23 protein-coding genes are annotated in these 25,867 nt (G+C 45.0%); 5 read left to right on the top strand and 18 right to left on the bottom strand.

Features of this window, described 5'->3' with window-relative positions:
* Positions 1-210 precede the first annotated feature (210 nt).
* The 13 genes from BLV90_RS03810 to BLV90_RS03750 form a co-directional block, all read right to left on the bottom strand.
* Positions 211-1,827, bottom strand: coding sequence for a CTP synthase (locus tag BLV90_RS03810; protein WP_091736450.1), 1,617 nt, complete (start codon positions 1,825-1,827; stop codon positions 211-213).
* A gap of 637 nt (positions 1,828-2,464) precedes the next feature.
* Positions 2,465-2,773: a hypothetical protein gene (locus BLV90_RS03805; RefSeq protein ID WP_091736447.1), complete on the bottom strand. Its 309-nt coding sequence runs from the start codon at positions 2,771-2,773 to the stop codon at positions 2,465-2,467.
* A gap of 81 nt (positions 2,774-2,854) precedes the next feature.
* Positions 2,855-3,436: a phosphoglycerate mutase family protein gene (locus tag BLV90_RS03800; protein WP_091736444.1), complete on the bottom strand. Its 582-nt coding sequence runs from the start codon at positions 3,434-3,436 to the stop codon at positions 2,855-2,857.
* A gap of 111 nt (positions 3,437-3,547) precedes the next feature.
* Complete coding sequence (gene rpoE, locus BLV90_RS03795) at positions 3,548-4,027, bottom strand: DNA-directed RNA polymerase subunit delta (protein WP_091736441.1); 480 nt, start codon at positions 4,025-4,027, stop codon at positions 3,548-3,550.
* A 332-nt stretch (positions 4,028-4,359) separates the two neighbouring features.
* Positions 4,360-7,617, bottom strand: coding sequence for a fused isobutyryl-CoA mutase/GTPase IcmF (gene icmF / locus BLV90_RS03790; protein ID WP_091736438.1), 3,258 nt, complete (start codon positions 7,615-7,617; stop codon positions 4,360-4,362).
* A gap of 1 nt (position 7,618) precedes the next feature.
* Positions 7,619-8,263: a TetR/AcrR family transcriptional regulator gene (locus tag BLV90_RS03785; RefSeq protein WP_091736436.1), complete on the bottom strand. Its 645-nt coding sequence runs from the start codon at positions 8,261-8,263 to the stop codon at positions 7,619-7,621.
* Complete coding sequence (gene meaB, locus BLV90_RS03780; protein WP_091736433.1) at positions 8,260-9,219, bottom strand: methylmalonyl Co-A mutase-associated GTPase MeaB; 960 nt, start codon at positions 9,217-9,219, stop codon at positions 8,260-8,262. Before meaB ends, BLV90_RS03785 begins: the two co-directional genes overlap by 4 nt.
* Before the next feature lie 28 nt (positions 9,220-9,247).
* Entirely contained in the window at positions 9,248-10,390 is a 1,143-nt protein-coding gene (locus BLV90_RS03775) for an acyl-CoA dehydrogenase (protein WP_091736430.1), read from the bottom strand.
* An 81-nt stretch (positions 10,391-10,471) separates the two neighbouring features.
* Positions 10,472-11,614: an acyl-CoA dehydrogenase gene (locus BLV90_RS03770; protein WP_091736427.1), complete on the bottom strand. Its 1,143-nt coding sequence runs from the start codon at positions 11,612-11,614 to the stop codon at positions 10,472-10,474.
* 92 nt (positions 11,615-11,706) lie between these two features.
* Positions 11,707-12,561 (bottom strand): 3-hydroxybutyryl-CoA dehydrogenase, encoded by an 855-nt coding sequence (locus tag BLV90_RS03765; protein WP_281241997.1) that lies wholly within the window; start codon positions 12,559-12,561, stop codon positions 11,707-11,709.
* Positions 12,562-12,600: 39 nt separating this feature from the next.
* A complete protein-coding gene (locus BLV90_RS03760) occupies positions 12,601-13,779 on the bottom strand; it encodes an acetyl-CoA C-acetyltransferase (RefSeq protein ID WP_091736424.1) in 1,179 nt (392 codons plus the stop codon).
* Positions 13,780-14,120: 341 nt separating this feature from the next.
* Positions 14,121-15,038 carry a trypsin-like serine peptidase gene (locus BLV90_RS03755; protein WP_177167885.1) on the bottom strand — a complete coding sequence of 306 codons (918 nt, stop codon included), beginning with the start codon at positions 15,036-15,038 and terminating at the stop codon, positions 14,121-14,123.
* Positions 15,039-15,790: 752 nt separating this feature from the next.
* Positions 15,791-17,263 carry an oligosaccharide flippase family protein gene (locus BLV90_RS03750; RefSeq protein ID WP_091736418.1) on the bottom strand — a complete coding sequence of 491 codons (1,473 nt, stop codon included), beginning with the start codon at positions 17,261-17,263 and terminating at the stop codon, positions 15,791-15,793.
* Positions 17,264-17,527: 264 nt separating this feature from the next.
* On the opposite strand from BLV90_RS03750, the gene BLV90_RS03745 reads away from it, so the two are divergent.
* Both BLV90_RS03745 and BLV90_RS03740 read left to right on the top strand, forming a co-directional pair.
* A complete protein-coding gene (locus BLV90_RS03745; RefSeq protein ID WP_091736415.1) occupies positions 17,528-18,487 on the top strand; it encodes a trypsin-like serine peptidase in 960 nt (319 codons plus the stop codon).
* Positions 18,488-18,778: 291 nt separating this feature from the next.
* The gene (locus tag BLV90_RS03740; protein WP_177167884.1) at positions 18,779-19,060 is read left to right on the top strand and encodes a carboxypeptidase-like regulatory domain-containing protein; all 282 of its coding nucleotides are present in this window, start codon (positions 18,779-18,781) and stop codon (positions 19,058-19,060) included.
* Positions 19,061-19,071: 11 nt separating this feature from the next.
* Here BLV90_RS03740 and desA read toward each other — a convergent pair whose 3' ends face one another.
* From desA to BLV90_RS03725, 3 genes are all read right to left on the bottom strand, one after another.
* On the bottom strand, positions 19,072-20,067 hold the full coding sequence (gene desA / locus BLV90_RS03735; RefSeq protein WP_091736991.1) for a Delta(5) desaturase DesA: 996 nt from the start codon (positions 20,065-20,067) through the stop codon (positions 19,072-19,074).
* Positions 20,068-20,336: 269 nt separating this feature from the next.
* The gene (locus tag BLV90_RS03730; RefSeq protein ID WP_177167899.1) at positions 20,337-21,308 is read right to left on the bottom strand and encodes an ABC transporter permease; all 972 of its coding nucleotides are present in this window, start codon (positions 21,306-21,308) and stop codon (positions 20,337-20,339) included.
* Between the two features lies 1 nt (position 21,309).
* Entirely contained in the window at positions 21,310-22,230 is a 921-nt protein-coding gene (locus BLV90_RS03725) for an ABC transporter ATP-binding protein (RefSeq protein WP_091736407.1), read from the bottom strand.
* 689 nt (positions 22,231-22,919) lie between these two features.
* Between BLV90_RS03725 and BLV90_RS03715 the strand changes: the two genes are divergently transcribed.
* Genes BLV90_RS03715 through BLV90_RS03705 form a run of 3 tightly spaced genes read left to right on the top strand, consistent with a single transcriptional unit; the run spans position 22,920 to position 24,028 of the window.
* The gene (locus BLV90_RS03715; RefSeq protein WP_091736401.1) at positions 22,920-23,159 is read left to right on the top strand and encodes a spore coat associated protein CotJA; all 240 of its coding nucleotides are present in this window, start codon (positions 22,920-22,922) and stop codon (positions 23,157-23,159) included.
* Positions 23,156-23,440 (top strand): spore coat protein CotJB, encoded by a 285-nt coding sequence (locus BLV90_RS03710; protein WP_245726242.1) that lies wholly within the window; start codon positions 23,156-23,158, stop codon positions 23,438-23,440. The genes BLV90_RS03715 and BLV90_RS03710 overlap by 4 nt, the downstream gene beginning before the upstream one ends.
* Positions 23,441-23,458: 18 nt before the next feature.
* Entirely contained in the window at positions 23,459-24,028 is a 570-nt protein-coding gene (locus BLV90_RS03705) for a manganese catalase family protein (protein WP_091736395.1), read from the top strand.
* 56 nt (positions 24,029-24,084) lie between these two features.
* Here the strand turns inward: BLV90_RS03705 and BLV90_RS03700 are convergent, their stop codons facing one another.
* Entirely contained in the window at positions 24,085-24,933 is an 849-nt protein-coding gene (locus BLV90_RS03700; RefSeq protein ID WP_091736392.1) for an aldo/keto reductase, read from the bottom strand.
* A gap of 486 nt (positions 24,934-25,419) precedes the next feature.
* On the bottom strand, positions 25,420-25,848 hold the full coding sequence (locus BLV90_RS03695) for a J domain-containing protein (RefSeq protein ID WP_091736389.1): 429 nt from the start codon (positions 25,846-25,848) through the stop codon (positions 25,420-25,422).
* Positions 25,849-25,867 lie beyond the last annotated feature (19 nt).

Below are 25,867 nucleotides of genomic sequence, written 5' to 3'. Positions count from 1 at the left end.
GAACCTGGCTAGATTTTGGTCTTTGGTCATCACGTAAGGACTGCTTTCATTTAACTAATTCGGACGTCCCCCGCGAATTCCTCCTCTCAACCTGAAAAAGCCTTCCAAAATGACCGGTCCTTTCCTAGTGAGGAATCCTCCCAAACCTACGGGGCTTCCTTAAACCACAACAAAAAACACCTCCAAAATGGAGGTGAAAAAAGCCATCAATCATTTTTGAGAAACTTTTAGATGCTCATTTAACGCAGCTGCGACAAAATCCCGGAACAAGGGTTGCGGACGGTTTGGACGTGAAGTGAATTCAGGATGAAACTGACAACCTACAAACCAAGGATGGTCGATGAGTTCTACTATCTCCACAAGCCGACCATCGGGGGAAGTACCTGAGAAACGATAGCCAGCTTCAATCAGCTGTTCACGGTATTCATTGTTAAATTCATATCGATGACGGTGTCGTTCATAAACAAGTCCCGTATCATATGCTTTTTGCGCAAGGCTCTCTGGTTCCAGTTTACAAGGATATAACCCAAGACGCATCGTTCCACCAAGATCTTCGATCTCTTTTTGCTCAGGGAGTAAGTCAATAAACGCATGGGCAGTTTCAGGATCGATTTCAGAACTGTTTGCCCCCTCAAGGCCAAGCAAGTTGCGGGCACCTTCAATCGTGGCCACCTGCATTCCCAGACAAATACCCAGCATTGGGATCTGTTGTTCCCGAGCAAAGCGTACCGCCGTAATTTTCCCTTCGATTCCACGATCACCAAAGCCACCTGGAACGAGAATACCGTCTGCACCAGTGAGCAACTCTGTTACGTTCTCCTCAGTTACTTCCTCAGCATTGACCCAGATGATTTCTATATCCGTATCGTTGTAGAAACCAGCATGACGAAGGGATTCCACCACACTCATATAAGCATCATGAAGAGCCACATATTTACCCACGATCGCAATTTTGATAGTATCGGAAAGGTTTTTCACCTTATCTACCAAAGCGATCCACTCGCTCATATCTGGTTCGCTTCCGCCTAGACCGAGGTGGTTCACTACGATTTCATCCAGGCCTTCTTTTTGCAACATCAACGGTACCTCATAAAGGGTCTCCGCATCTCTACACTCGATGACCGCTTCAAAGTCGATATCACAGAACAATGCCAGCTTCCGCTTCATATCTTCAGACAGGGAATGTTCCGTACGACAAACAATCACATTGGGCTGAATCCCAATCCCACGTAATTCTTTAACGCTATGCTGGGTAGGCTTGGTTTTCAGCTCTTTCGTCGCAGAGAGCTCAGGAATCAAGGTACAATGAATATACATCACCCGGTCACGACCCACTTCGCTCTTAATCTGCCGGATGGATTCAAGGAAAGGAAGGCTTTCGATATCCCCCACGGTCCCACCAATCTCAGTAATCACTACATCTGGATGGGTTTCCCGTGCGGCACGGTAAACACGATCCTTAATCTCATTTGTAATATGAGGAATCACCTGAACCGTACCACCCAGATAATCTCCCCGACGCTCCTTATTGATCACAGAAGAGTACACCTTTCCTGTGGTCACATTGGAGTTTTTCGAAAGGTTAATATCGATAAAACGCTCATAGTGGCCCAGGTCCAAGTCCGTCTCCGCCCCATCATCAGTAACAAAAACTTCCCCATGCTGATACGGGCTCATCGTACCCGGGTCTACGTTAATGTAGGGATCAAATTTTTGAATCGTAACTGTCAGCCCTCGATTTTTTAAAAGCCGACCTAGAGATGCCGCTGTGATCCCTTTACCAAGGGATGAGACAACACCGCCAGTAACAAAGATAAACTTGGTCATGGATCGACCCTCCTTTGATTATCGTACCCAAATAATGTTTCACAATGAAAAAAAGCGCCACCCTATTAGTAGGGGGCGCTTTTGCATATAACTTTCATCCGCGGATGAACACACCACGGATTCAGCTTGTCCAAAATGAACAAACTCCATTAGCCCATCGCTTAGTTTATCCTCGGAAGAGGGCTTTGTCAAGCAGGAGAAAAAGTCCTCATCAAACCACCAACCTTAAAAAATGAATCGAAGATTAGATCTTGTTGAGTATCATTTCCTGATCTACATTATTTTTTCAAGAGAATAGGGGCTGTCGAGAACAGCAAAAGAGCATTCATTTTTTATCTTACCAAGTGACACTACAAAAAACAGACACCTGTATTTACAAATTGGATTGATCTCTATCAAGCCTATCTTTCATCTTACCTTGCACTTCTTTTAACCATAAAAGTGGTGTATGACTATGACGGGGAAGTAAATTAAAGCGCAGTACTCTATAAACTCATTTTTTTCTTCGTCAGTTATATTGCTTTTCAAAGAAGCATCGAATATTTCTATATTGTCTTGAAGTGATTCTACTGAAGCGTTGGTGTCAGTTTGCTTATGATTATATATTTCCGTTTATTTCTAACGAAATCCACTCACCTTAATCATCCACATAGTTCTTTGCATACTCATCTATCACCCTTTTCCAGTGATCAAGGAAGAGGGTTTCATCACAGGTTTCTTTATTCATCCCTACTCCTGCCCTCATCGTTCCATCCCATTTGCTAATAAAGGCAATCCCTTGTGAACCACACATTTTTCCTGCAATGTATCTATCATATTCATATATGAGCTGTTGAATGGTTAAATTTTCATCCTGTACAAACATGATCATGTAGCTCCATACAACATCGACATCAATATTATCAGGTCTAATCTCCACTAAAAATGAAAGCAGACGCTGATTCATCAACGAACCTCCAAACGTATTACTTTTCTTTTTGTCACTTTCCTATTCTCATCAAATGTTAAATAGTAGATGTCATAAAATCTATATTTCTAAACTAATATATTCCCCTTCGTTAAGCATATCATCTCGAGTGAATTTTTTATTTATTATTATTTCCTTGAAATGATTAATGGTCCCATCGTGTGATACTATAAAAATACGCTCTACTTTTTGCCTACGGCACCATTCCATAAAATTTAGGGATATATTTTTATATAAATATTCTGATACATGATTAACTGAATCTAGTTTATTATCAAAAAAATCACCAATAAGAACCTTAAAATTATCATCGGTAATATAATCTATCAATTCCTTTCGACTCATAACTTTATCACAAGGAAGGGTTGTTGAACCTTCTCTATAAGGATAAATTCTAGGTCCGATGGCATAACATAGGTATTTACTACAGGCATGTTCTCTAGCAAATATGTTTGCTGTTTCAAGTGTTCTATAGGTTGGACTTACTACTACGATATCATTGTTAGTGATACGAAAATGTTTTTGTAAGTTTAGTGCTTGCTGAATCCCCTTTGGGGTTAATTTGGGATGGGTAATTTGAAACGATTCTGGCTCACTACTATTATGTTGAGCTTCACCATGACGCAGGAAAATTAATTTCATACCGTTTCCTTTCTTATCTGGCTACCACCAGATACTTATCTACTTGTAAAACAACAAAAGAAGTATCTCGTGTGAGATACTTCTTTTCGCTTTTCATTAAATTACTTACAATCAATCTTCATCCTCATCCAGTTCCTCTTCATCATCGTCATCGAAGCCTTCTTCATCTTCTTCCTCGTCGAAATCAGCTGCATCGTCATCGAAATCGTCTTCTTCGGTTTCTTCATTATCCACATTGAAGGGGGCGTCCTCATCGTAGAGTTCGTCCTCATCCTCATCGGTATAATCATCCTTCACATTTTGGGCGACAGCGGAGTCTGTCGCCTGATCGGTAGGATACCAAGCACGTATGCCCCACAAGCTTTTCCCCACACAAATAAAACGGCCATCAATATTGATTTCCGTATACAATTGAGCCATATAGTGGTTCGATTGACCCTTGCTAAAACCTTTCATCTCGGAGATCTGATCCATCAATGTGCGAAATACGATCGGTTCTCCTTTTTCACTAAATATATCGTAGGCCAGGTCGACCATGGCAGTCTCACGAATCTCCTCTGTGGAGAGATCTTTAGCCAAATTGTCAGACATGAGGACACTTCCTTCCTAATTCCATAGTGGGCGGGTAGTTAAACCGCGCCATCTAGGTACGTACACGGGGATTGTATGTCTATTTTAACCAAATAGACTATGAAGTCAACCAAGGAGGATAAAAAAACATTTCGAGAATGGCAATCAAATATAGTCCGAAAATCACGTGGTGAGGAACTATGTGATCAAATGACCATGGGGATCGGCGATCCATCAATTAGCCACACTAGAATAAACTTTGGTTAATTGTCAGCCTTGAAAGTGTACCTTCCTATCTTAATAAGACCCGCCCATATATATCAAGGCGAGTCTTATCTACTACTTACCACCAACTACATATTGCGACGATACTGTCCCCCGACATCAAAGAGGGCTTCCGTAATTTGACCAAGGCTAGCCACCTTCACTGCCTCTATCAGTTCGGAGAAGAGATTGCCGCCTTGGCGAGCCGTCTCCTGCAACTGATGGAGTGCTTTCTCTGCCTGCTCTTGATGCTGCTCTTGGAAAGCACGAAGGTTTTTAATTTGAGATTCTTTTTCCTCTGTAGTGGCACGAGTTAGCTCATACTCTACTTCTTCTACTTCCCCTTCCTTGAGGAAGGTGTTCACCCCGATGATCGGCAATTCACCCGAGTGTTTCTTCGTCTCGTAGTAAAGAGACTCCTCTTGAATCTTTCCTCGCTGATACTGGGTTTCCATCGCACCCAATACGCCTCCCCGATCAGAGATCCGTTCAAACTCCTGGAGGACGGCCTCCTCAACCAGGTCGGTCAGTTCCTCGATGATAAAGGAACCCTGCAGGGAATTTTCGTTTTTGGCAAGACCCAACTCCTTCGTAATAATCATCTGAATGGCCATCGCCCGTCGTACAGAATCCTCGGTGGGAGTGGTGATCGCCTCATCAAAGGCGTTGGTATGGAGGGAGTTACATTGATCGTTTAAGGCCATTAACGCCTGGAGCGTAGTGCGAATGTCGTTGAAGTTAACTTCTTGGGCATGAAGACTACGACCCGATGTTTGTACGTGATATTTCAACTTTTGACTACGCTCATTGGCCCCATAGAGGCGCTTCATTACAACTGCCCATATCCTTCTCGCTACTCGACCGATTACCGCATACTCCGCATCCAAGCCATTGGAGAAGAAGAAGGAGAGGTTGGGTGCAAATTGGTCGATCTTCATTCCCCGGGAAAGGTAGTATTCCACATAGGTGAAGGCATTGGCTAGTGTAAAAGCCAACTGAGAGATGGGATTGGCTCCTGCTTCTGCAATATGATAGCCACTGATACTGACCGAGTAGTAGTTTCTTACCCCATGGTCAATAAAGTATTGCTGAATATCCCCCATCATTTTCAGAGCAAATTCCGTTGAGAAGATACAGGTGTTCTGCCCCTGATCCTCCTTTAAGATATCCGCCTGCACGGTACCACGCACCGAGGCCAAGGCCTTACTACGAATCTCCTGTAAATCTTCGGAGGAGGGCTCCCGCTCTTCTTTTTCGCGGAATTTATCCACCTGCTGATCCATCGCTGTGTTAAGGAACATCGCCAGGATAATCGGTGCGGGACCATTGATCGTCATCGATACACTGGTAGAGGGAGCACACAGATCAAAGCCTGCGTACAGCTTCTTCATATCCTCTAGGGTGCAGATGCTCACCCCTGATTCACCGATCTTCCCGTAGATATCCGGCCGTTCATCTGGATCACGACCGTAGAGGGTGACACTATCAAAGGCGGTAGAGAGGCGTTTAGCAGGCTCCCCTTCAGAAAGATAATGGAACCGCCGATTAGTACGTTCGGGTGTCCCCTCCCCGGCAAACATCCGCTTAGGATCTTCATCCCCACGTTTCAATGGAAAGACACCAGCGGTGAAAGGGAATCGACCCGGTACATTCTCCTGCATCTGCCAACGGAGAATATCTCCCCAGTCCGTGTAGCGTGGTAACGAAACCTTAGGAATCTTGGTACCTGACAGCGTTTCAGTAAAGAGAGGGGTGCGAATCTCTCGATCTCGCACGTTGACGACGAGCTCTTCCTGTCGATAGGCTTCTTGGATTTCGGGCCAGGCTGCGAGAGCTTTTTTCGATTCAGGAGCGAGCGCCTCCTTGATCGCATCTTCCACTTCGGACAAGGAGGTTAACGAGGCATCTTCCTTGGTTCTTCCCTCTTCTTGCAACAATTCCTGAACCCCATGCAACTGAAACCACCGTCGGGCCAAGGTGGATTGTTCCTGGGTGTACTCCCGATATTTACGAAGGGTAGATGCGATATCCCGGAGGTAGTGGGTGCGCTCAGGCGGGATAATATACACCGCCTCGGCCTCCCCACTTGTTCCCCAACTCGATTCCCAATCAAGATTACATTTTTCCGAGAGTTTATCGATGACCGCGCGATAGAATCGATCCGTCCCTGGATCATTAAAACGACTAGCCATCGTTCCAAAGACGGGGAGCTCATTCTCGGGAACATCAAAGCGGTTATGATTGCGTCGGTATTGTTTTTTGACGTCCCGGAGAGCATCCTCAGACCCCTTGCGATCAAATTTATTGATAGCGACGAAATCTGCATAATCAAGCATCTCGATCTTTTCCAATTGAGAAGGAGCTCCAAATTCCGAGGTCATCACATAGACCGCCAGATCGCTAACTTCGATGATGTCCGCATCCCCTTGCCCTATCCCACTCGTCTCTACCAACACCAGGTCAAAACCGGCGTTTTTCAGAACGGCAATCGCATCCTTGGTAGCCGCTGAGATCTCCGAGCGAAATTTCCTCGTGGCAAGGCTCCGCATATAGACACGAGGGTGATGAACAGCATTCATCCGAATGCGGTCTCCGAGTAATGCACCACCTGTGCGTTGTTTGGAAGGGTCAATGGAAAGGATCGCAACCCGTTTCTCTGGAAAATCAGCGAGAAAGCGGCGCACCCACTCATCGGTGAGGGAGCTTTTCCCTGCTCCACCTGTACCGGTTAAACCGACGACAGGAACCCGCTTCACCTCGACTCCTGGGAGAGTGTGAGCGGCCAGCGTTGCCGCTACATCTTCCTTAGAGTCCGTTTCTTGTTCCTTTTCTGCTAGGGTGATCAGGCGGGCAACAGCCGCTGGATCACCGGTGATCGCTTTCTCTGCCTCCCAGGTCACCTCTTCCACGGTAGGGAAATCACAGGCCTGCACCATATGGTTGATCATTCCTTGTAGACCCATCATGCGGCCATCCTCAGGGGAGAAGATACGGGCTACACCATATTCATGTAGCTCCTTAATTTCCCGGGGAACGATCACGCCCCCTCCCCCAGCAAAAACCTTGATGTGCCCGCCACCTCGTTCACGAAGACGATCCACCATATATTTAAAGAATTCCATATGTCCTCCCTGATAGGAGGACACAGCGATTCCCTGTACATCTTCCTGAATCGCCGCATCGACGATGAGATCCACAGAACGATCGTGGCCAAGATGAATCACTTCCACTCCCGTCCCCTGTAGTAAACGACGGAATAAATTAATCGATGCATCATGACCATCAAAGAGACTGGCTGCTGTTACAAATCTTACCGGGTGCTGCGGTTTATATATCTCGCTCGTCATTTCACTCGCCTCCCAGATCCTCTTGGGTGCACTCACTCAACAGGAGGGCGGTCTGCCGGCGAGTATATTCCTCCAGCGTATAATGCCCTCCTAAAGCCCATCGACGAAAAGTCCACATCTGCCCCAAAACCATGATATTGTGGGCCATCAATTTTACAAATGAAGGCTCCAAGGCTAAGGTTCCATCCTGAATCCCACGTTGGAGAATCCCCTCAAATAAAGCGGTCATCTCCTTTTCCTTATCGAGGATGCGCTTTTTTGCTACTTGGGAGAGGGACTTGGTCTCCTGATAAATGAGGAGCACATAGTCGTTCATTTCTCCCATCAAGCGGAAGTGCTCAGCCACCGCTCGCTTAAGGCCCTCTTTTCCTGAACAGATGTCTGTGACCGCTTCACGCAAGCGCCTCTCCAGCTCCGTATGAATATGGTCGCAGACCAGATATAAGACATCCTCTTTGCTCTGGATATATTCATACATCGTTCCAATGGAGAGACCGCACTCCCGAGCAATCTCCCGAGTAGTCGTCTTGTGGAAGCCCTTGCGGACAAACAGGTTAAAAGCACCTTGGATAATCTGCCTTCGTCGTTCCTGTACTAAGCGCTGATTTTTGACCAAGGAAGGAATTCCACTCTCATCACTCTTCATGGGGTATCCCCTCCTTTACCTGCCAACCGTTCAAGCCAGCACCGGGCAACTTCATGGGGAACTTGCTCCCGCGCCTGTACGCGATCCAGATCACGTTGAAAGCAGGGGTCCCGCACATGTGCTTGCAGCCGTCGCGTGAGCTCCTCGCCCATAATCTCCTGAACCTCACGCCGCAAGCGGACAAAACGCCGCTTCTCCCATTCTCCACTCTCCTTCAAGTAAGCATCGTGGGCCTCCAACGTTGCCCACAAATCCTCGATACCCCGCCCATCTTTACTGACGGTCTCACAGATGGGAGGGAGCCAGGGTGCTTCGCTTTTAGCTAAATGAAGCATCTCTTCCACGTCATGGACAAGCTTCTTTGTCCCGTCCATATCCGCCTTATTAATAACAAAGAGGTCCGCTGTCTCCATAATGCCCGCTTTAAAAACCTGTACAGCATCCCCACTACCTGGGGTTAGAACTAAAGTAACCGTGTCAGCCAGATGCATGATATCAATTTCAGACTGTCCTACTCCCACCGTTTCGATAAAAATCACATCTGTCCCCGCCGCATCTAGCACACGGGTAGCCTCCTTAGCCGCGTGAGCTAACCCCCCAAGGTGACCCCGCGTACCCATACTGCGGATAAATACCCCTTCATCGAGAGCATGGCGGGTCATCCGTACACGATCCCCAAGCAACGCTCCCCCAGTAAAGGGGCTCGTCGGGTCCACAGCAATCACGGCTACCTTTTTCCCCTGGCGGCGGCGTACCTGACTGACTAGACGATCCACCAGGGTGCTCTTACCTGCCCCAGGGGCTCCCGTAATCCCGATCAGGCAAGCTTTTCCCGTATAAGGGAAAAGGGCTTCAATTAAGGGCTCTCGGCGCTCATCTCTATTTTCGATCCAACTGATCGCACGAGCCACCTTGCGCCGGTCACCACGTCGGATCGCTTCTGCCCATTCCTGCACGGAGACCCCCTCCTTCCCTCGCTCACCGTTAGTCCTTCAGTAAAAAGTTAGCAATGACTACCCGTTGAATTTCATTGGTGCCTTCATAGATCTGCGTAATTTTCGCATCGCGCATAAATCGCTCCACCGGATACTCCCGGGTATAACCATACCCACCAAAGACTTGTACCGCTTCCGTGGTGATATTCATCGCTGCATCCCCTGCGTACAATTTTGCCATCGCAGAGGCTTTCCCATAGGGAAGACCCTGGGACTCTAACCACGCTGCCTGGTAGGTTAACAGACGGGCCGCTTCAATCTGGGTCGCCATATCGGCTAATTTAAATTGAATGGCCTGAAGCTTGCCGATAGGTTGTCCGAACTGCTTCCGATCCTTCGCATAGGCAGTAGCTGCATCCAAGGCACCCTGAGCGATTCCGACGGCTTGAGCTGCGATCCCATTTCGGCCACCATCCAGGGTCATCATCGCCACTTTAAACCCTTGCCCCTCATCACCCAGACGGTTCTCTACTGGAACTCGGCAATCTTCAAAAACAATTTCCGTGGTGGGTGAGGAACGAATCCCCAGCTTCTGTTCCTTTTTCCCAATGGAAAACCCCGGTGTATCCTTCTCTACGATGAAGGCCGTGATCCCGCGATGCTTTTGGGCATGATCGGTCACAGCGAAGACGATATAGATCTCCGCTTCACCACCGTTGGTGATAAAGATCTTATTACCATTTAAAATATAATGGTCCCCATCACGCACAGCCGTTGTCTTCATCCTTGCGGAATCAGAACCAGATCCTGGCTCGGTCAATCCATAGGCACCCATCTTCTTTCCCGCAGCCAGGGGCTTCAGGAAACGTTCCTTCTGCTCCTCGTTGCCAAACTTCCACAAGGGCCAGCTTGCCAAGGAGAGGTGAGCAGAGAGAGTTACCCCTATCGATCCACAAACCCGGGAAAGTTCCTCTACTGCGATCACATAGCTTAAAAAATCAGAGTCCGCACCGCTCCATTTTTCTTCCCAGGGAATACCGGTTAGGCCAAGGGTACCCATCTTATCAAAGATCGAGCGGTCAAAGCGCTCCTCTTCATCCCGAATCGCCGCAGTGGGAGCTACCTCTTTCAAGGCAAAGTCTCGAACCATCTTCCGCATCATTTCATGTTCTTCACTCAGACGAAAATCCATTTTATAACGCCCCTTTTTCAGCCACTGATTTGTGCAGGTTCTCTTGTTGTCTCATCATGGAACAAGGAGGGTTCACTTGGCTCACCCGCGTAGAAGGTCTTCTGCAATCACTACTCGTTGGATCTCGTTGGTTCCTTCATAAATTTGGGTGATCTTCGCATCACGGAATAGACGTTCCACCGGGAATTCCCGCGTATATCCGTACCCACCAAAAATCTGTACAGCCTCCGTTGTCACAGCCATTGCTACATCAGAAGCAAACATCTTCGCCATCGAAGACTCCAGACGACAGGGTAACCCTGCTTCACGGAGCGTCGCCGCGCGGTAGATCAGAAGCCGTGCGGCCTCAACCTTGGTAGCCATGTCCGCCAATTTATACTGAATCCCCTGTAATCGGCCAATCGGGCCCCCAAACTGCTCCCGATCCTTCGCATAAAGCGTCGCGGCATCAAGGGCTGCCTGGGCGATGCCAAGGGCTTGCGCACCGATACCGATGCGACCCCCTGCAAGGTTGGAAAGAGCAATTTCGTATCCCTGCCCCTCTTCCCCTAAACGCTGAGATACGGGTACCTCTGCTTCCTCAAAGCTGAGGGAGCACGTGTTAGAACCTCCGAGGCCCATCTTTTTCTCTTTTTTTCCGACATGAAAGCCTGGTGTCTTCTTCTCCACAATAAAAGCCGTGATCCCCTTAGAACCCTGTGATGGATCCGTCACTGCAAAGGTGATATAGGTATCGGCCGCTCCAGCATTTGTGATAAACACCTTACTTCCATCAAGGATATAGGTATCCCCTTTGCGTATTGCCCGAGTGCGAATTCCCTTGGCATCTGAACCCGCATGGGGCTCCGTCAAGGCAAAGGCACCCAGGTACTGACCACTCGTTAGAGGGTGTAGATATTTTTCCTTCTGCGCCTGGGTGCCATATTGGAGAATTGGGTAGGTTCCCACTGAGGTGTGAACTGCGAGGATCACTCCTACGGTAGCACTCACCCGAGAGATCTCCTCCAGAGCGAGGATATAGGAGAGATAGTCCGCTCCCCCTCCACCCCAAGCCTCCGGAATAGGAATACCCATCAACCCCAGCCTTCCCATTTGAGTGACGGCTTCTTTGGGGAATCGATCCTCTTGATCCATGGATTCTACCCATGGATCAATCTCCTTTTTGGAAAAATCCCGCACCATTTTCTTCATCATCTGTTGCTCATCTGTCAATTGGAGTTGCATTCGTCCATCTCTCCCACTCCAAGATATCCAAGGATGCTAAACCGGATCATCATCTGCTTCATTCGATCACAAACTTTCCTTTACTCTCTCCCTTAGCTTTCGTAAACGTAGAAGCCACGACCCGATTTACGACCCAGCCAGCCTGCTTTCACATATTTACGCAGGAGTGGGCATGGACGGTATTTCGAATCCCCAAATCCTTCATGCAAGGTTTCCATAATGTAAAGACACGTGTCCAAACCGATAAAATCAGCAAGTGTGAGAGGACCCATCGGATGATTCATCCCTAGCTTCATCACTTTATCAATCGCCTCCGGCTCCGCTACTCCCTCATAGACAGCCGTGATCGCCTCATTAATCATCGGCAACAGAATCCGGTTGGAAACAAAGCCTGGGAAATCATTCACTTCAACGGGGGTTTTACCCATAGCCTTTGCTAAGTCCTCTACCCTTTGGTAGACTTCATCCTTTGTTGCCAATCCACGGATCACTTCCACCAATTCCATCACAGGCACCGGGTTCATAAAGTGCATCCCAATCACTTGCTCAGGTCGTTTTGTGGCGGCGGCAATCTCTGTAATCGGAAGCGAGGATGTATTAGTAGCTAGAATCGTATGAACAGGGCAAATTTCATCTAAGCGCCGGAAAAGATCCGTCTTGATCTCCATATTTTCTACAGCAGCTTCAATCACCAGGTCCGCCTTGGAAGCCGCCTCTGTTAGATCCGTCCTTGGCACAATGCGCCCAAGGATCTCATCCCGTTCCGCTTCGGTGAGACGCCCCTTTGTTACCTGACGTGTCAAATTCTTCTCGATCACGGCCAGCCCTTTAGCGGTAAATTCCTCTTTTAAGTCATTTAGTTTCACCTGTAAACCAGCTTGAGCCGCTACCTGAGCGATTCCGCTCCCCATTTGACCTGCACCGATCACAGTAACCTGTTGAATCACTACACTTTCCCCCTTTACTCAGCAAATAGGATTCAGCAATTAGTCCACACGAATCAATACGGCATCCCCTTGGGCTGCACCACTACAGATCCCAGCTACACCAAGACCGCCACCACGGCGACGTAATTCATGGATCAAGGTCAGGATGATCCGTGCACCACTCGCACCAATCGGATGACCGAGTGCCACCGCACCACCGTTTACATTCACCTTCTCATGATCCCAGCCAAGGATCTTACCATTGGCCAAGGCGACTGCGGCAAAGGCTTCATTCACTTCAAAGAGGTCAATCGCATCCAAGGAGAGGTTATGTTTTTGGAGCAACTTTTTAATCGCATAGGCTGGCGTGATCGGAAAATCCTTCGCAGACATTCCTACTGCGGCATGACCCAGTAGCTTAGCCATCGGCTTCACACCCAGCTCTTCTGCCTTCTGTGCCGAGGAGAGAACCATCGCACAGGCTCCATCATTCACACCTGGTGCATTACCCGCGGTTACCGTGCCATCTTTTTTAAACACAGGTTTTAACCCTATTAATTTTTCTAGCGTCGTATCCTTACGCGGAGCTTCATCCGTATCGATGATTGTCTCCCCTTTGCGGCTCTTCACAGTAACCGGTACGATCTCATCAGCCAGCCTCCCCGCTTCAATTGCCGCCGCCGCACGCTGATGGCTACGGAACGCCCACTCATCCTGTTCTTCCCGGGATACCTCATATTCCCCAGCCGTATTGCTACCATGGACGATCATATGGACATCATGGAAGGCACACCATAGACCGTCATGAATCATCAAGTCAGTCATCTGCCCGTCACCCATGCGTTGACCCCAGCGAGCCCCCTTTAATATATAAGGAGCATTGGACATGCTCTCCATCCCACCAGCAACCATCAAATCCGCATCCCCTGCACGGATGATCTGATCGGCAAGGGTCGCACTACGCATCCCGGATGCACATACCTTGTTGATCGTCTCCGTCCGTGTTTCCCAAGGGAGGCCTGCATGACGAGTCGCCTGACGTGAAGGAATCTGACCGGCTCCACCCTGGAGCACCATTCCCATGATCACTTCTTCTACTGCGTCATTTGGCACACCCGCCTTTTCTAAGGCACCACGAATCGCTACTCCTCCCAACTCCGCAGCAGATAGATCCTTGAGTGCACCGCCAAATTTTCCAAAGGGAGTCCGTGCTCCACCCAAAATCACTGTTTCCGCCATAATTAGCACCTCCGAATAAGGTAGGAAAATTCCAACCGAGCGCTCGCTCAGGTATTACTCAAAAATAAAACGCTTTCATTATCAAGATTACTCTGTTTTTTCCGGATTGGCAAATGGTTTGATCTTTCAGGCTACTAGCAACCTTTTAGCTTAACCCCACCCTCACTTCTATGGATATGCTTGTGCTCGAGTAATCAACCGTTTAGGTAACCGAAAATGCTGGATAAAATATATCATGAAAACTTTTTTTATTGTAATAGATTGCAAAGAAAAGAGACATTTGATTGTGCCCAAATGCCTCTTTTTTCTGTTTAAATCAATGTTATCATATCCAAGCTTTTTTATTGGTTTTCCCAATACACGAGGTTGTTGAAGACATCTTCGTTGATCCGTATTCCACTGTTATAGGAATTTCCGCCATCGGTATGAATACCAATGCTGTAGTTATCCCTTAGAAAGACAGGGGAGCCACTTTGGGCGTGAGTATCATTGGTGTAGTATAATTTTTTATCATCGACTTGGCTAATTCGATCATTTTGGCGCCATTGGGTTCCATAGGGTTTGTCTCCAGGATATCCACTAATGGTCTCCTCTGCACCCATTAGAGGACCGGATTGGAAGCGGAGACCGAAGTAACCCACTCTGTTTCCAATATCAGAGTTGAGCTTGATGACTGCGTAATTATAGTTGGTATCTTCATTGTTGATCCAACCCGATACCGAGTGAAAGGAATTAGAATTATAGGTACCATAGGGAGCATTGTTTCCATCCCTACCAGGGGTGACGGTGGACCAATTTGCCCACTTGTTGATGTCTGTGTTATAGACACAGTGACCAGCGGTGACTACGGTATTTGCATTAATAAACCAACCCGTGCAATCGCCGAGATCCGTAGAGATTTGTGCAATAGCACTGTAGGGATAGGAGGTGGTAGAGGTGACACGCTCTCGGTCATCGCGACCGATAATGGACTTGGCCCCGATAGAAGGAAGACCATTTTTCACGGTAGCTTTTTGGGCATTAGTTCCCTTGTAACTAGGAGTAGTAGCTCCATCCCGTTGCTTGCTGAATGTTTTGTTAGAGGGTTTGGTTGGTGGAGTAATCGTACCATCATTAGAAATCATGGTGTATGGCGACAGTTCGGACTTAGATGTTGTAGCGGCTTTTGCGTTGGAGGACCCTATCAAAGATAGGGATAATGAGACGATGACAACCAGACTAAGTAGCAGGATTCGTAAGCCTTTTTTACAATTGATCATGTGATCGCCTCCATTTTCTACTTTTTCATGAAAATTGTAAGCATTATATTGTATCTTGTCAAACATTATATATAAAATTTTATCAATTATTTTCATTGTAACTTATCTTTAAAATAATGCCCGAAGTCTTTGCTTTAAGTGGGGATTTAAGAGTACATCGAAATAAAAGCATGTTTATTTTATGTTTGTTAGAAATGCTGAATTAAATAGAGCTTTATCCAAAAAAATTGGAGATGAAGTTGTGAATAAATATCGAATCTAGTTGGAAAACTAGTCCTTATTTCTTAGAAATCTAATTTTTTAATTGAAAATTCAAACTATATATTTGGACAATCATATAAAAAACTGAACTCTAACTGAAAATAAAATATAAGCAAATATTTTTAATATTAAAACATATTATGCAAAAAGTAACTTTTTCACTGTCCTTCATCATACTTTTTAATGACCAGGATAAGTAACAGGACTGTTGATTAGCCAAGTACATTAAAAAGCTCCCTTCGTACAATGTCTTGGAAGAGCCAGACTAAAAAAACAACGCACAAAGAATCCAAGAAGAGCAACAAGAACTGGCTCGTGCTAATGAATAGCAAGGTATGTGCTAGAATCCATTGATAGAAATAAAAACCACCAAGAAGAATTTCTCTTCTTGTGGTTTTCCAGGCTGTCGAGACTTTCTCGACAGCCTATTTTTTCACACCTTTTTGTAAAAAGTGCCCACAGAGCTTCAATCCATAGGTCATACTCGTCATTCATTTTGCTATACTACTACGGAAAAATCGGATCGCCAGCCTCCTGAGAATCCTTACGGAGTCCACTTTAAATAGCCCTGTCATAAAGATCATCCCGATCATGAATGCCGTAAGGCCCAGGTCAATCATCCATTGACCCTTCCAGTGATAGATTTGCATCCAGGAGATAAAGGACATTACACCGATAAATATTGCTAGATAGGACAACATGGAGCGAATGCGAAAATCAATGGGAAAGACCTTTTGTCCTTTGCGGTATATAGAGAGAAAGATATAAAGATAGGCGACAACTGTCATGAATGCAACTCCCCAAATGCCGATGAAAGGTACAAGGGTTAGAATTCCAACGAAATAAATGACCGCGGCTTGAACAAAAGTTTTTGAAATGGTCTTTGTCCTTTTAGTGATGTATAGGCCTATTCCTACGATCAGATACATCGCATTAAGAAGTGTACCTAGGGTAAACATCCAAACGTAACGATAAGCGCTAAACAACTCAGGCTTACCAACAACTACTTTAATCAGTGGTTCAATAAAGAACGTAAGTATCAGTATAAACAAGGTACCCAATACCAAAAATACGCGGCCCAATAAACTATAGATTCGTCGTGCATCCTCCCTCTCTTTAATCGATAAAGCAAAGGGGCGCCAGGCAAGTTGAAAAGCTGCTGTGATAAGAGCAATCATACTAGCAAAACGAACCGCTATACCATAGATTGCCGCCTCTTCACGAGAAACCATATGGTAGAGAATCGGTCCACTCACAGCAGTCATGCCCCAGAAAGCTAAAAGAGCAGGCATAAGTGGTACCCCGTAACGCAATAGATCCACAAGATACCTCTTCTCAAGGGTAAGTGTAAAGTGGTGACGATAGATCCACAAAAGAACCCCTGCAACGACAAATTGAGCGACCATTTGGCCATAAAAGAATCCGACAACACCCATCTTCATACCCACAAGAAACCAGATACTAGCTAAGTTAGAACCAATGACAAAGGACATGGACCCGATAATAAATGTCGCACTTTGGCGAGCGAAACGAGCGTAAGCCAAAATTTGTTGAATAACAACATTAGCCACAATCGTTAGTACAGCTATAGTGAGAAGGTGCGTATAACCCTCAGGATGTTTATAAAGAAAGCGAGTCACGGAGGGACTCACAAAATAGGTGATCGATAAAAACCCCAGACTAAGTAGAACAGGAAAAAACACAGCCACCGTAAAATAACCGTGTCGCTCTTTTTCATTCTTGGCTTCCACAAAATAATATGCAAAAGCCGTATCGGTCCCTATTATACAAAAATAGGTGAGAATCATCACAACGGTATTTGTTTGGTCTACATCTGCGATCTTTGTACCTAGATTGCGGCTGTATAACGGTAACAAAATAAAGGCGGCAACGATCTTATTTCCCATCAGCGTAAGTGAGAAGGCCAATGAGTCTGAAAATAATTCTCTTATTTTTGTAAACACCTAACCCACCAACCTCCATTTCCTTGCTTAGTAGTTAAATATATTATATAGATTATGATAACAAATGATCAAAGAATCTTTCTATCCTTTCAACCTCTTAATTAATCCCCTCTAATTGAGGGGTGTGATCCTGAATGGGTAATTATTCTGAAGACTAATTATAACAAAAATTTTGACCAAATTTTTCCTGGAAAATAATTGACAAAACAAAACCGACTGTTTATAATTTTCACGAAATATAGAAAATTTAGGGGAGGCACGTACGTGATCAAACGAAAAAGAGGTTTGCGAATCCCGTTACTTGGTCTGGTTGTCGCCGTTTCACTCTCTTTACCGTTGATAGGACTCTCTAACGCAGAAGCTGCTCCAGCATCCAAGTCCAAACTGTCGCCAAACACCATGGTCTCTAATGATGGTAAGGTTACTGCACCAACCGCACCTTCTAGCAAAGCATTCAGCAAGCAACGGGATGGAGCTACTACCTCCAGTTACAAAGGAACTGGTAAGACCCTCGCTAAGCAACCATCCATTGTCACCAAAAAAGCCTCGGTAAAAAATGATCTTCCCTTTATCGGAATCAAGTCGATCATCGGCTCCGATAACCGTGTTCGTGTCACCCCTGCAAGCTCCTACCCCTACAGTGCCATTGCGCACATCTCTAGTGACATCGGCGGTTGCACAGGTTGGTTTATCAACGCAAATACTGTTGTCACCGCTGGACACTGTGTCTACGACACAGACACCAATAAGTGGGCAACCTGGGCGACCATCACTCCCGGTAAAGATGGAAGCAGTGCTCCCTATGGTACCGCTAGCGCTAGGTCCTTCCACTCGGTAGTGGGTTGGACCACCAATGAAGATACCAACTACGACTACGCAGCCATCAAGATCAATTCCAACGTAGGAAGCTCAACAGGTTGGTTTGGTTTCCGTTGGCAATCCGCCTCCCTAACTGGTACAGCGGAAACGATCAGTGGATATCCTGGGGACAAAACCTATGGAACCCAATGGCGCCACAGTGATCAAATTCGCCAAACCTATGATCGGAAATTACACTACGCCAATGACACCTTTGGTGGTCAAAGTGGCTCCCCTGTCTATCAAAGTAGCTACCATAGCATCGCCATCCACACCAATGGTGTTTACGGCGGCAATCCCTATAACCGCGGAACACGGATCACCGAAAATGTTTTCAACAACCTCCTATATTGGAGAGACCTCTAAAAAAACAACCCAATTAGAGAGGGGAGTCCCCTCTCTAATTGGGGTTTTAATAAGAGTGTTGCAATCGAAAACAATAGAAGCCATTCTACTTATGAAGGCTCATGAATACACAAGTAAAACACCAGCTAAAAATAGCTTGAATTAACCTCCCTAGTCACCTTATCGACCAAAGGAGATGGTTTTTTGTATTTCTCTCGAATGTGTATATCTCTCTGCTTGCTGTTATCTTTTTCATTTACTACAGGTTGTTCCGATTCCTTATCCAAACAAAAACCAACGAAGGAGTCCATTATGATTGAAGGAATAGTAACCGACCAAGAGGGAAATCCCCTCGCACAAGCCAGCGTTGTCCCTCAATCAAAGGCAAAGCCTCCAGTGGCAGTGCCAGAGAAGACGGTCTATACCGATAAAAAGGGAAAGTTTGTCTGGAATCTTAAGCCAGGCCCCTATGAACTATCTGTTTTTAAAGATGGGTATAAAAAAGCAACACGGAAGATTGAACTCTCAGGCAAACATATGAAATTATCTACAACCATCGTATTGAAAAAATTCACCACGAAGTCCCATCAATGACCCATTCCGGGTCATTTTTGTTGCATCCGAAATCGTTTGATGTACTCAAATCCCATCAGCTTCTTTCGATTCTCATCCCAAATCCGAAAGGTAAGAGAGCGAAAGCTGGATAACAGAGTCACAGGCGTCACATCCTGAAACAATGGATTTTCATGATGCGCTCGATTTAAATTGTAGTTAGGAACCCGAGGGCTTAAATGGTGAATATGGTGAAAGCCGATATTTCCAGTAAACCAATGCAAAATTCTTGGCAACCGATAAAAGGAACTCCCTTTTAGTGCCGCATCCACATAGTTCCACTGCTCACCTTTTTCAAAATAAGCGCCCTCAAATTGGTGTTGTACATAAAAGAGCCACACACCCACAATACTCGAGAGCAAAAACATGGTTCCCTGAATCAAGAGAAACGCTTTCCATCCAATCAGCCAACAAAGGGCACCAATAATTAGAACGATGGAAATATTTACAAAATACATGTTGAGACGTTCTTTTCTCTTTGCTCCCTTTCTATTAAAACGATACTCAATCAAGAATGTAAACGAGGGCCCTAGTCCAAATAACACAATCGGATTCCGATATAGGCGGTAGGCTAATCGTTTTATCCGCGGCATCGCTAGATACTCTTGCACCGTGACGGTCCAGATATCCCCTACTCCATGCCGATCCAAATTTCCGCTAGTTGCGTGATGGACGCAATGGGTATATCGCCATTGATAAAATGGGCAGAAGTTTAAAATACCAATAAGTGTCCCCACCACTTCGTTTACCCTTTGATTTGGAAAAAAGGAACCATGACAACAATCATGAAAAATAATGAAAGCCCGAACCAACATGCCTGCTGCCAACACGCAAGGGATCAAGGTTAACCAATAGGAAATCGATAAGCTCCAATACGCTGCATACCAAAGCAGAAAAAACGGTACCAATGTATTAATGATTTGCCAAATACTCCGTTTCACACTGGATTTCTCGTAGGGTGCAATAATTTTCCGCCAACTTGCCTTCATTCCAGAGTCCGACACTGAGAAAATCCCTCCATATTCAATAAATCATCTGAGTAGCTTATGACATATACCTTCCTGGATTAGAGGTAACATCTTCGTTCTCCTTTATCCAGTTAAAGGAGTATTTTTCGATTTTCCCCAGATAATAAGGTCTATATTACTGATCGTACTTCTTTTCCACTCTATTGGCAACTCATCCATTCTATCGTACTATCAAAATAGGGAGGGGTGACTAGTCACCCCTCCCTATTTTTTGTTACCCTCACCTGTAATCAATCACTTGATGCGACATCGCGCTTGTTAAATACATACCAAGAAATGGCCAAGAAAATAAGGAGGTAAACAGACAACACTGTTATCGAAAAGCCAAATGTCATTCCTTTGAAAGGGGGCTCTCCTCCATCCGTTATGTAAGGCCTAAAATTCGTGTTAGCAAAGAATAAATACTTGCCCCAGTTGATATTCATTGCGCTCATAAAACTCATTATCGTCCCACCAACAAAGGATAAGAAGATCGATAACCCAATCGCCAAGGAACTAGAGCGAAACACCGCTGAAATCATAAAGGCAAAAATAACAGTAGTCAGCATATCCACACTGCTCAACCCATAGAGGGAGAAAATATGTAAACCCATACTTTTCTCTATGACTTTACCATCTACATAAGTGAGATAAGCGGAAGAAAAACCATCGGAACCAAAGAGCACCAAACCTACTAAGAGGGAGACGATAAAGAGTAATATTATCATCCCTATAGCAAAACCGATTGTAGCCACGAATTTAGAGAAAAGGATTTTCGATCGTGAAGCGGATCGGATGAGAAGAAGCTTAATCGTCCCCCAGGTGAACTCACCTGCTACACTAATCGCCCCCACAATCGTTGTAAACAATCCGATCAGGCTTGTGAAAGCGTCTGTCTGGGCCATAAATTCCCATACCGTTCCCTTTTCAGGAGGGATATTATGATCCAAGCGATACTGATTCATAATGATATCCTCTTTTAATAGCTCACGAACATCCTTATTCTTCTCTTTCTTATACTCCTTTTTATCCTCTTTTAAGTCCTTTTCTACTTTATCTTTCCAGCCCTTTGTAATATCAGTTGAACCAAAAATGGTATCACTTTGACTATATTTAGTAAAAACCGCAAAGCCGATAGCAGCAAGCACCAAGAGACCAATCATGACGATCGTACCGATCCGGCGATAGATCTTCATATTTTCATTTTGGATAAGTCTGAGCATATTAACCAACGCTTCGTCCTCCTGTCATTTCTAGGAATCGATCTTCGAGGGTTTCACTCACTTGTGAAATTGCGTAAACCTTGATATCTTCCTTGACTAACTGGGCATTTAGAGCAGGGATCTGCTCACGATCCACCTCAACTAGAAGGTTTCCATCCTGCTCTATTGCCTCGATCCCTAGAAACTTCTCTACTACCTGCATAACTTTATCGATAGGATGGGCATCAATCAGCAATGCACCTTTCCCTTCGTTTTTAAACTCAGTCATCTCTTTTACGTCAATCAAGCGTCCATCCTGGATCACACCGATCCGGTCACACATGAGCTCCATCTCTGCTAGCAAATGGCTAGATACCATAACTGCCAAATTGTCCTCACGAGCAAGACGTCTTAGATAATCGCGAAATTCCCGGACACCAGCAGGGTCCAAACCATTGGTCGGTTCATCGAGAATCAATAACGAAGGGGAGTGAAGTAGCGCTTGGGCAATACCTAATCGTTGCCGCATCCCCAGAGAATAGGTTTTCACCTTATCGTTAATCCGTTTTTCCAACCCGACTAGGCGTGTCACCTCATCAATCCGAGATTTAGGCACACCTTTACACATCCGCCAGTAGTGAATTAAATTTTGATATCCGGTAAGAAACTTATACATCTCAGGATTTTCTACAATTCCACCTACATAGGAGATCGCTTTCTCAAAGTTTTTTGCAAGGTTGACTCCCGCAATAAACACTTCTCCCTCTGTTATAGAAGCAAGTCCAACCAACATCCGAATGGTCGACGTCTTTCCCGCTCCATTAGGTCCAAGAAAACCAAATACTTCTCCTGGGTAAATCTCTAAATCCACATGGTCGACAATCTTTTTTTTACCGATTACCTTCGTGAGATTGTGCGTGCGTAATACGGGTTCTTTTTTCATATTAGAAACCACCTATTTTATATATTTAAAAAGTAATTATAGTAAACTAATTACTTTCCCGCCTCAATGCCAGTGAAATCAATATATTTCCAAGCACCCCACATACCAATATAATATAAGCAATGGTAATGATCTCATTTGGTACTCCTTCAATCACGTACTTCGTAAGTATATGACTTATGACACCAATCATCGAAACAATATGAAATAATCTCTTCATTTTTATATTAATCAACATACTCAATATTAAATAACCTCCATCATTTTATAATAAAATCGAATAAAATTATATAAAAATACTAAATTAATTTCAAATAACATATATCATAAACATCAAAATCTATTTTAACACTTCCGTCGCCTAAATCTATACCCTTCTTTTCATCTTTTTTCCCGCATATTACTTGAACTATTCTATCATGGCTCATTCATTTGACCAAAAAGCAATAATTCCTCCCATCCAATAATTTTTTAACTCCATCACTGCCAACTCGCTTAAATTATCGAAACAAGTTCCATTGTATATAGCCATAAACCATGCGTCAACTGATTTGTAAATAATTTATATAAATGACTATTATTTTGGTTTCTATTATTTTCTTCAACAACATCCTCGCGCTTTATTGTTCTAACTACCTCACAACCCTTAATAAACTTAAGAAGAAGATTGTTTTCGAAGGAGGAGCATGATGTCCACTTATCGTAAATACTACCGGCCATTTATCGGCCCCTTCGACCCTTGTTCTCCCATACAATGGAAGAGTTATGAGACTCCACCACAACTCTATCTCGGTTTTCAACCATACAACCTCCCACAAAACTCTCCCAAGGAAGCCCTGCGAACTGGAACGCTATGGCCCGCTCTCTTTGCGCCCTATCCCGATCCATACAAGGTTTCCACCTCAGAGGAAGGAGAGGAACAAAATTGACAGAAAAACAACCTAGCAAACAAAATGAAACGACACAAGCGTACTACACCCTACTCGAACAGATCCAAGCCCTTGATTTTGTACTCGTAGAGTTGACACTCTACCTGGGTACCCACCCTGAGGACTCCCAAGCCATCCAACAGTTTAATACGACATCCCTCCAAAGCAATCAACTAAAGCAACAGTATCAACAACTATATGGACCTCTGTATCAATTTGGTGCAAGCCCATCAGGAACTCCTTGGAACTGGAAGGATGCCCCTTGGCCTTGGCAGGTTTAAATAAAGGAGGATGCTCACTTGTGGGTTTATGAAAAAAAGTTACAGTATCCTGTACGTGTTAGTAAATGTGATCCGATGATGGCAAAATACCTGATCGAACAATACGGAGGTGCCGATGGTGAATTAGCCGCCGCTCTTCGCTACTTGAACCAACGTTATACGTTACCTGAAAAGGTTATTGGATTGGTCAATGATATTGGCACTGAAGAGCTTTCCCATCTCGAAATGATCGCAACGATGGTTTATAAATTAACGAAGGATGCAACAGCAGAGCAAATGAAAGAAGCCGGTTTAGGTGCCCATTATGCTAGCCATGATAAAGCACTCTATTTTAATGATGCATCAGGTAATCCATTTTCAGCAACCTACTTTACTGCAAAGGGGGATCCTATCGCTGATTTATACGAAGATATTGCCGCTGAAGAAAAAGCGCGTGCCACTTATCAGTGGCTGATCAATATGACCGACGATACGGATCTCATCGATAGTCTCACATTCCTCCGTGAACGAGAGATTATCCATTCACAACGATTTAGAGAAGCAGTGGAAATCATCAAGGACGACCAGTCGACCAAAAAAGTTTTTTAATAATAAGAAACCGCCCTCTTTTGAAGTGGCGGTTTCTTATTATTTATTAATTGGAGTTATTCAAAGCCTCGCATATGTTCATCCGGGTCAGGACCAATGCGCTCTTCCCTGTTCAACTTGTCAATGGCAGCCATGTCCTCCGGTGAAAGAGAGAAATCAAAAATGTCCGCATTGGAACGGATCCGATGCTCTTTTACGGATTTAGGGATGGTTACTACGCCATTCTGTATATCCCAACGGAGGATAACCTGCGCCACATCTTTACCATGCTGTTCCGCGATCGTTTTCAATGTAGGATCATCGAATAGTTTTCCTTGCATGAGGGGGCTCCATGCCTCAAGACGAATATTCTTTTCCTTACAAAAAGAGGCCAATTCCTTTTGTGCCAGGCGAGGATGATATTCCACCTGATTCACCACTGGGACAATATCCGTACGGCGCATCAATTCCTGCAAGTGATGCTCTTTAAAATTACATACGCCGATGGCTCGGACTTTGCCTTCTTCATAAAGTTTCTCCAAAGCTCGCCATGTATCAATATAAAGATCCTGCCCTACCCCTGGCCAATGAACCAGATATAAGTCGATATAGTCTAAACCGAGACGAGAGAGGCTCTCATCAAAGGCATTTAAGGTCTTGTCATATCCTTGATCACTATTCCATACCTTCGTGGTAACGAAGATCTCTTCCCTAGGCACACCTGACTGACGAATACCGCGTCCTACCCCTTCTTCATTTTCATAAATCATCGCAGTATCAATACTCCGATAACCTAGACGCAGTGCTGTTGCTACCGCTTCTGCTACTTCATGTTCTTCGGCTTTCCAGACACCCAATCCAAACCAGGGCATTTGGACACCATTATTTAGAGTCACGGTATCAGAAAGTGTTTGGGGTAATGTCATATTCCCTATTCCCTCCTTATGTTATCTCATGGTGAAAGTGTAGGTACACAATCTTCCTCACTCTGTTTATACCCGACAGATATGAGGAATAAAACCCTACCAGTTTGCTATTACCACATATCGATATATATACACTTATTGCAGATAAAAAAAATATAAAGGTAAACCTTGACCATTCGATCCTTATCTCCCACGTAGAATCGCTGTCCAGCATTAATCATCCAACTAAACAACCGGATCATCCGCCATCCCTTTATACTTTGTTACAATTTTCCTTTCTTATTCTCCCTTGTCCGTTAAACACCTTCAACCATCACCTTTATACTTCTTAGCACCCTTCTTGTTCCTATCGCAGTTCACTCTGAAACGTCTGTACTTGGGTATAAGATATGATCTGATCTCCTCTTCCATATCGATTTTCGCACCAAGCACATATAATTCCTTTACACTAGTATCCTCGTGATACCACTTCTTTACTTTCTTTTGCTAAAAGAAATCTATCGGTAAAATCAACTGACCAGTCAAGCGAAAATATGCAAGGATCAAGAGGAATACTATAAAGATAGCAAGGAGACTCACTGCGAACCAACTTTTCCCCTTCTTCTTTGGCGCTACTCTATTGTGACGAGCCGCATACCGTCGCCAACCAGGGGAGGATATTTTTTGCAACTTCAACTCTATGTCTTCCCTAGTTTCCTCTTGTTCAGGCTCTGATTTTGAAACCGCAATTTCTCTTGCATAGGCATTCTGCGAAAGCCTTTCATAGGCTTTTCTCACTTGCCAAAAGTGTCGCTCTGCTGATGGAGAAGGGTTCACATCAGGGTGATACTTCCGCGCCAGACGGCGATACTTCCGCTTAATCTCAAATTGCGTCGCATCTGGAGAAACTCCCAATATCTCATAATCATCTCTCATACTGACTTCCCTCCGGGAC

This window comes from Marininema mesophilum, from assembly GCF_900106775.1.
GTDB lineage: Bacteria > Bacillota > Bacilli > Thermoactinomycetales > DSM-45169 > Marininema > Marininema mesophilum.
This window is presented reverse-complemented; position numbering and strand designations above follow the sequence as displayed.

Coding starts and splice junctions, on each gene's coding strand:
- BLV90_RS03810 (WP_091736450.1), bottom strand. CDS start 1,827: ATGACCAAGTTTATCTTTGTTACTGGCGGTGTTGTCTCATCCCTTGGT.
- BLV90_RS03805 (WP_091736447.1), bottom strand. CDS start 2,773: ATGAATCAGCGTCTGCTTTCATTTTTAGTGGAGATTAGACCTGATAAT.
- BLV90_RS03800 (WP_091736444.1), bottom strand. CDS start 3,436: ATGAAATTAATTTTCCTGCGTCATGGTGAAGCTCAACATAATAGTAGT.
- rpoE (WP_091736441.1), bottom strand. CDS start 4,027: ATGTCTGACAATTTGGCTAAAGATCTCTCCACAGAGGAGATTCGTGAG.
- icmF (WP_091736438.1), bottom strand. CDS start 7,617: ATGACGAGCGAGATATATAAACCGCAGCACCCGGTAAGATTTGTAACA.
- BLV90_RS03785 (WP_091736436.1), bottom strand. CDS start 8,263: ATGAAGAGTGATGAGAGTGGAATTCCTTCCTTGGTCAAAAATCAGCGC.
- BLV90_RS03775 (WP_091736430.1), bottom strand. CDS start 10,390: ATGGATTTTCGTCTGAGTGAAGAACATGAAATGATGCGGAAGATGGTT.
- BLV90_RS03770 (WP_091736427.1), bottom strand. CDS start 11,614: ATGCAACTCCAATTGACAGATGAGCAACAGATGATGAAGAAAATGGTG.
- BLV90_RS03760 (WP_091736424.1), bottom strand. CDS start 13,779: ATGGCGGAAACAGTGATTTTGGGTGGAGCACGGACTCCCTTTGGAAAA.
- BLV90_RS03755 (WP_177167885.1), bottom strand. CDS start 15,038: ATGATCAATTGTAAAAAAGGCTTACGAATCCTGCTACTTAGTCTGGTT.
- BLV90_RS03740 (WP_177167884.1), top strand. CDS start 18,779: ATGATTGAAGGAATAGTAACCGACCAAGAGGGAAATCCCCTCGCACAA.
- desA (WP_091736991.1), bottom strand. CDS start 20,067: ATGAAGGCAAGTTGGCGGAAAATTATTGCACCCTACGAGAAATCCAGT.
- BLV90_RS03730 (WP_177167899.1), bottom strand. CDS start 21,308: ATGCTCAGACTTATCCAAAATGAAAATATGAAGATCTATCGCCGGATC.
- BLV90_RS03725 (WP_091736407.1), bottom strand. CDS start 22,230: ATGAAAAAAGAACCCGTATTACGCACGCACAATCTCACGAAGGTAATC.
- BLV90_RS03715 (WP_091736401.1), top strand. CDS start 22,920: ATGTCCACTTATCGTAAATACTACCGGCCATTTATCGGCCCCTTCGAC.
- BLV90_RS03700 (WP_091736392.1), bottom strand. CDS start 24,933: ATGACATTACCCCAAACACTTTCTGATACCGTGACTCTAAATAATGGT.
- BLV90_RS03695 (WP_091736389.1), bottom strand. CDS start 25,848: ATGAGAGATGATTATGAGATATTGGGAGTTTCTCCAGATGCGACGCAA.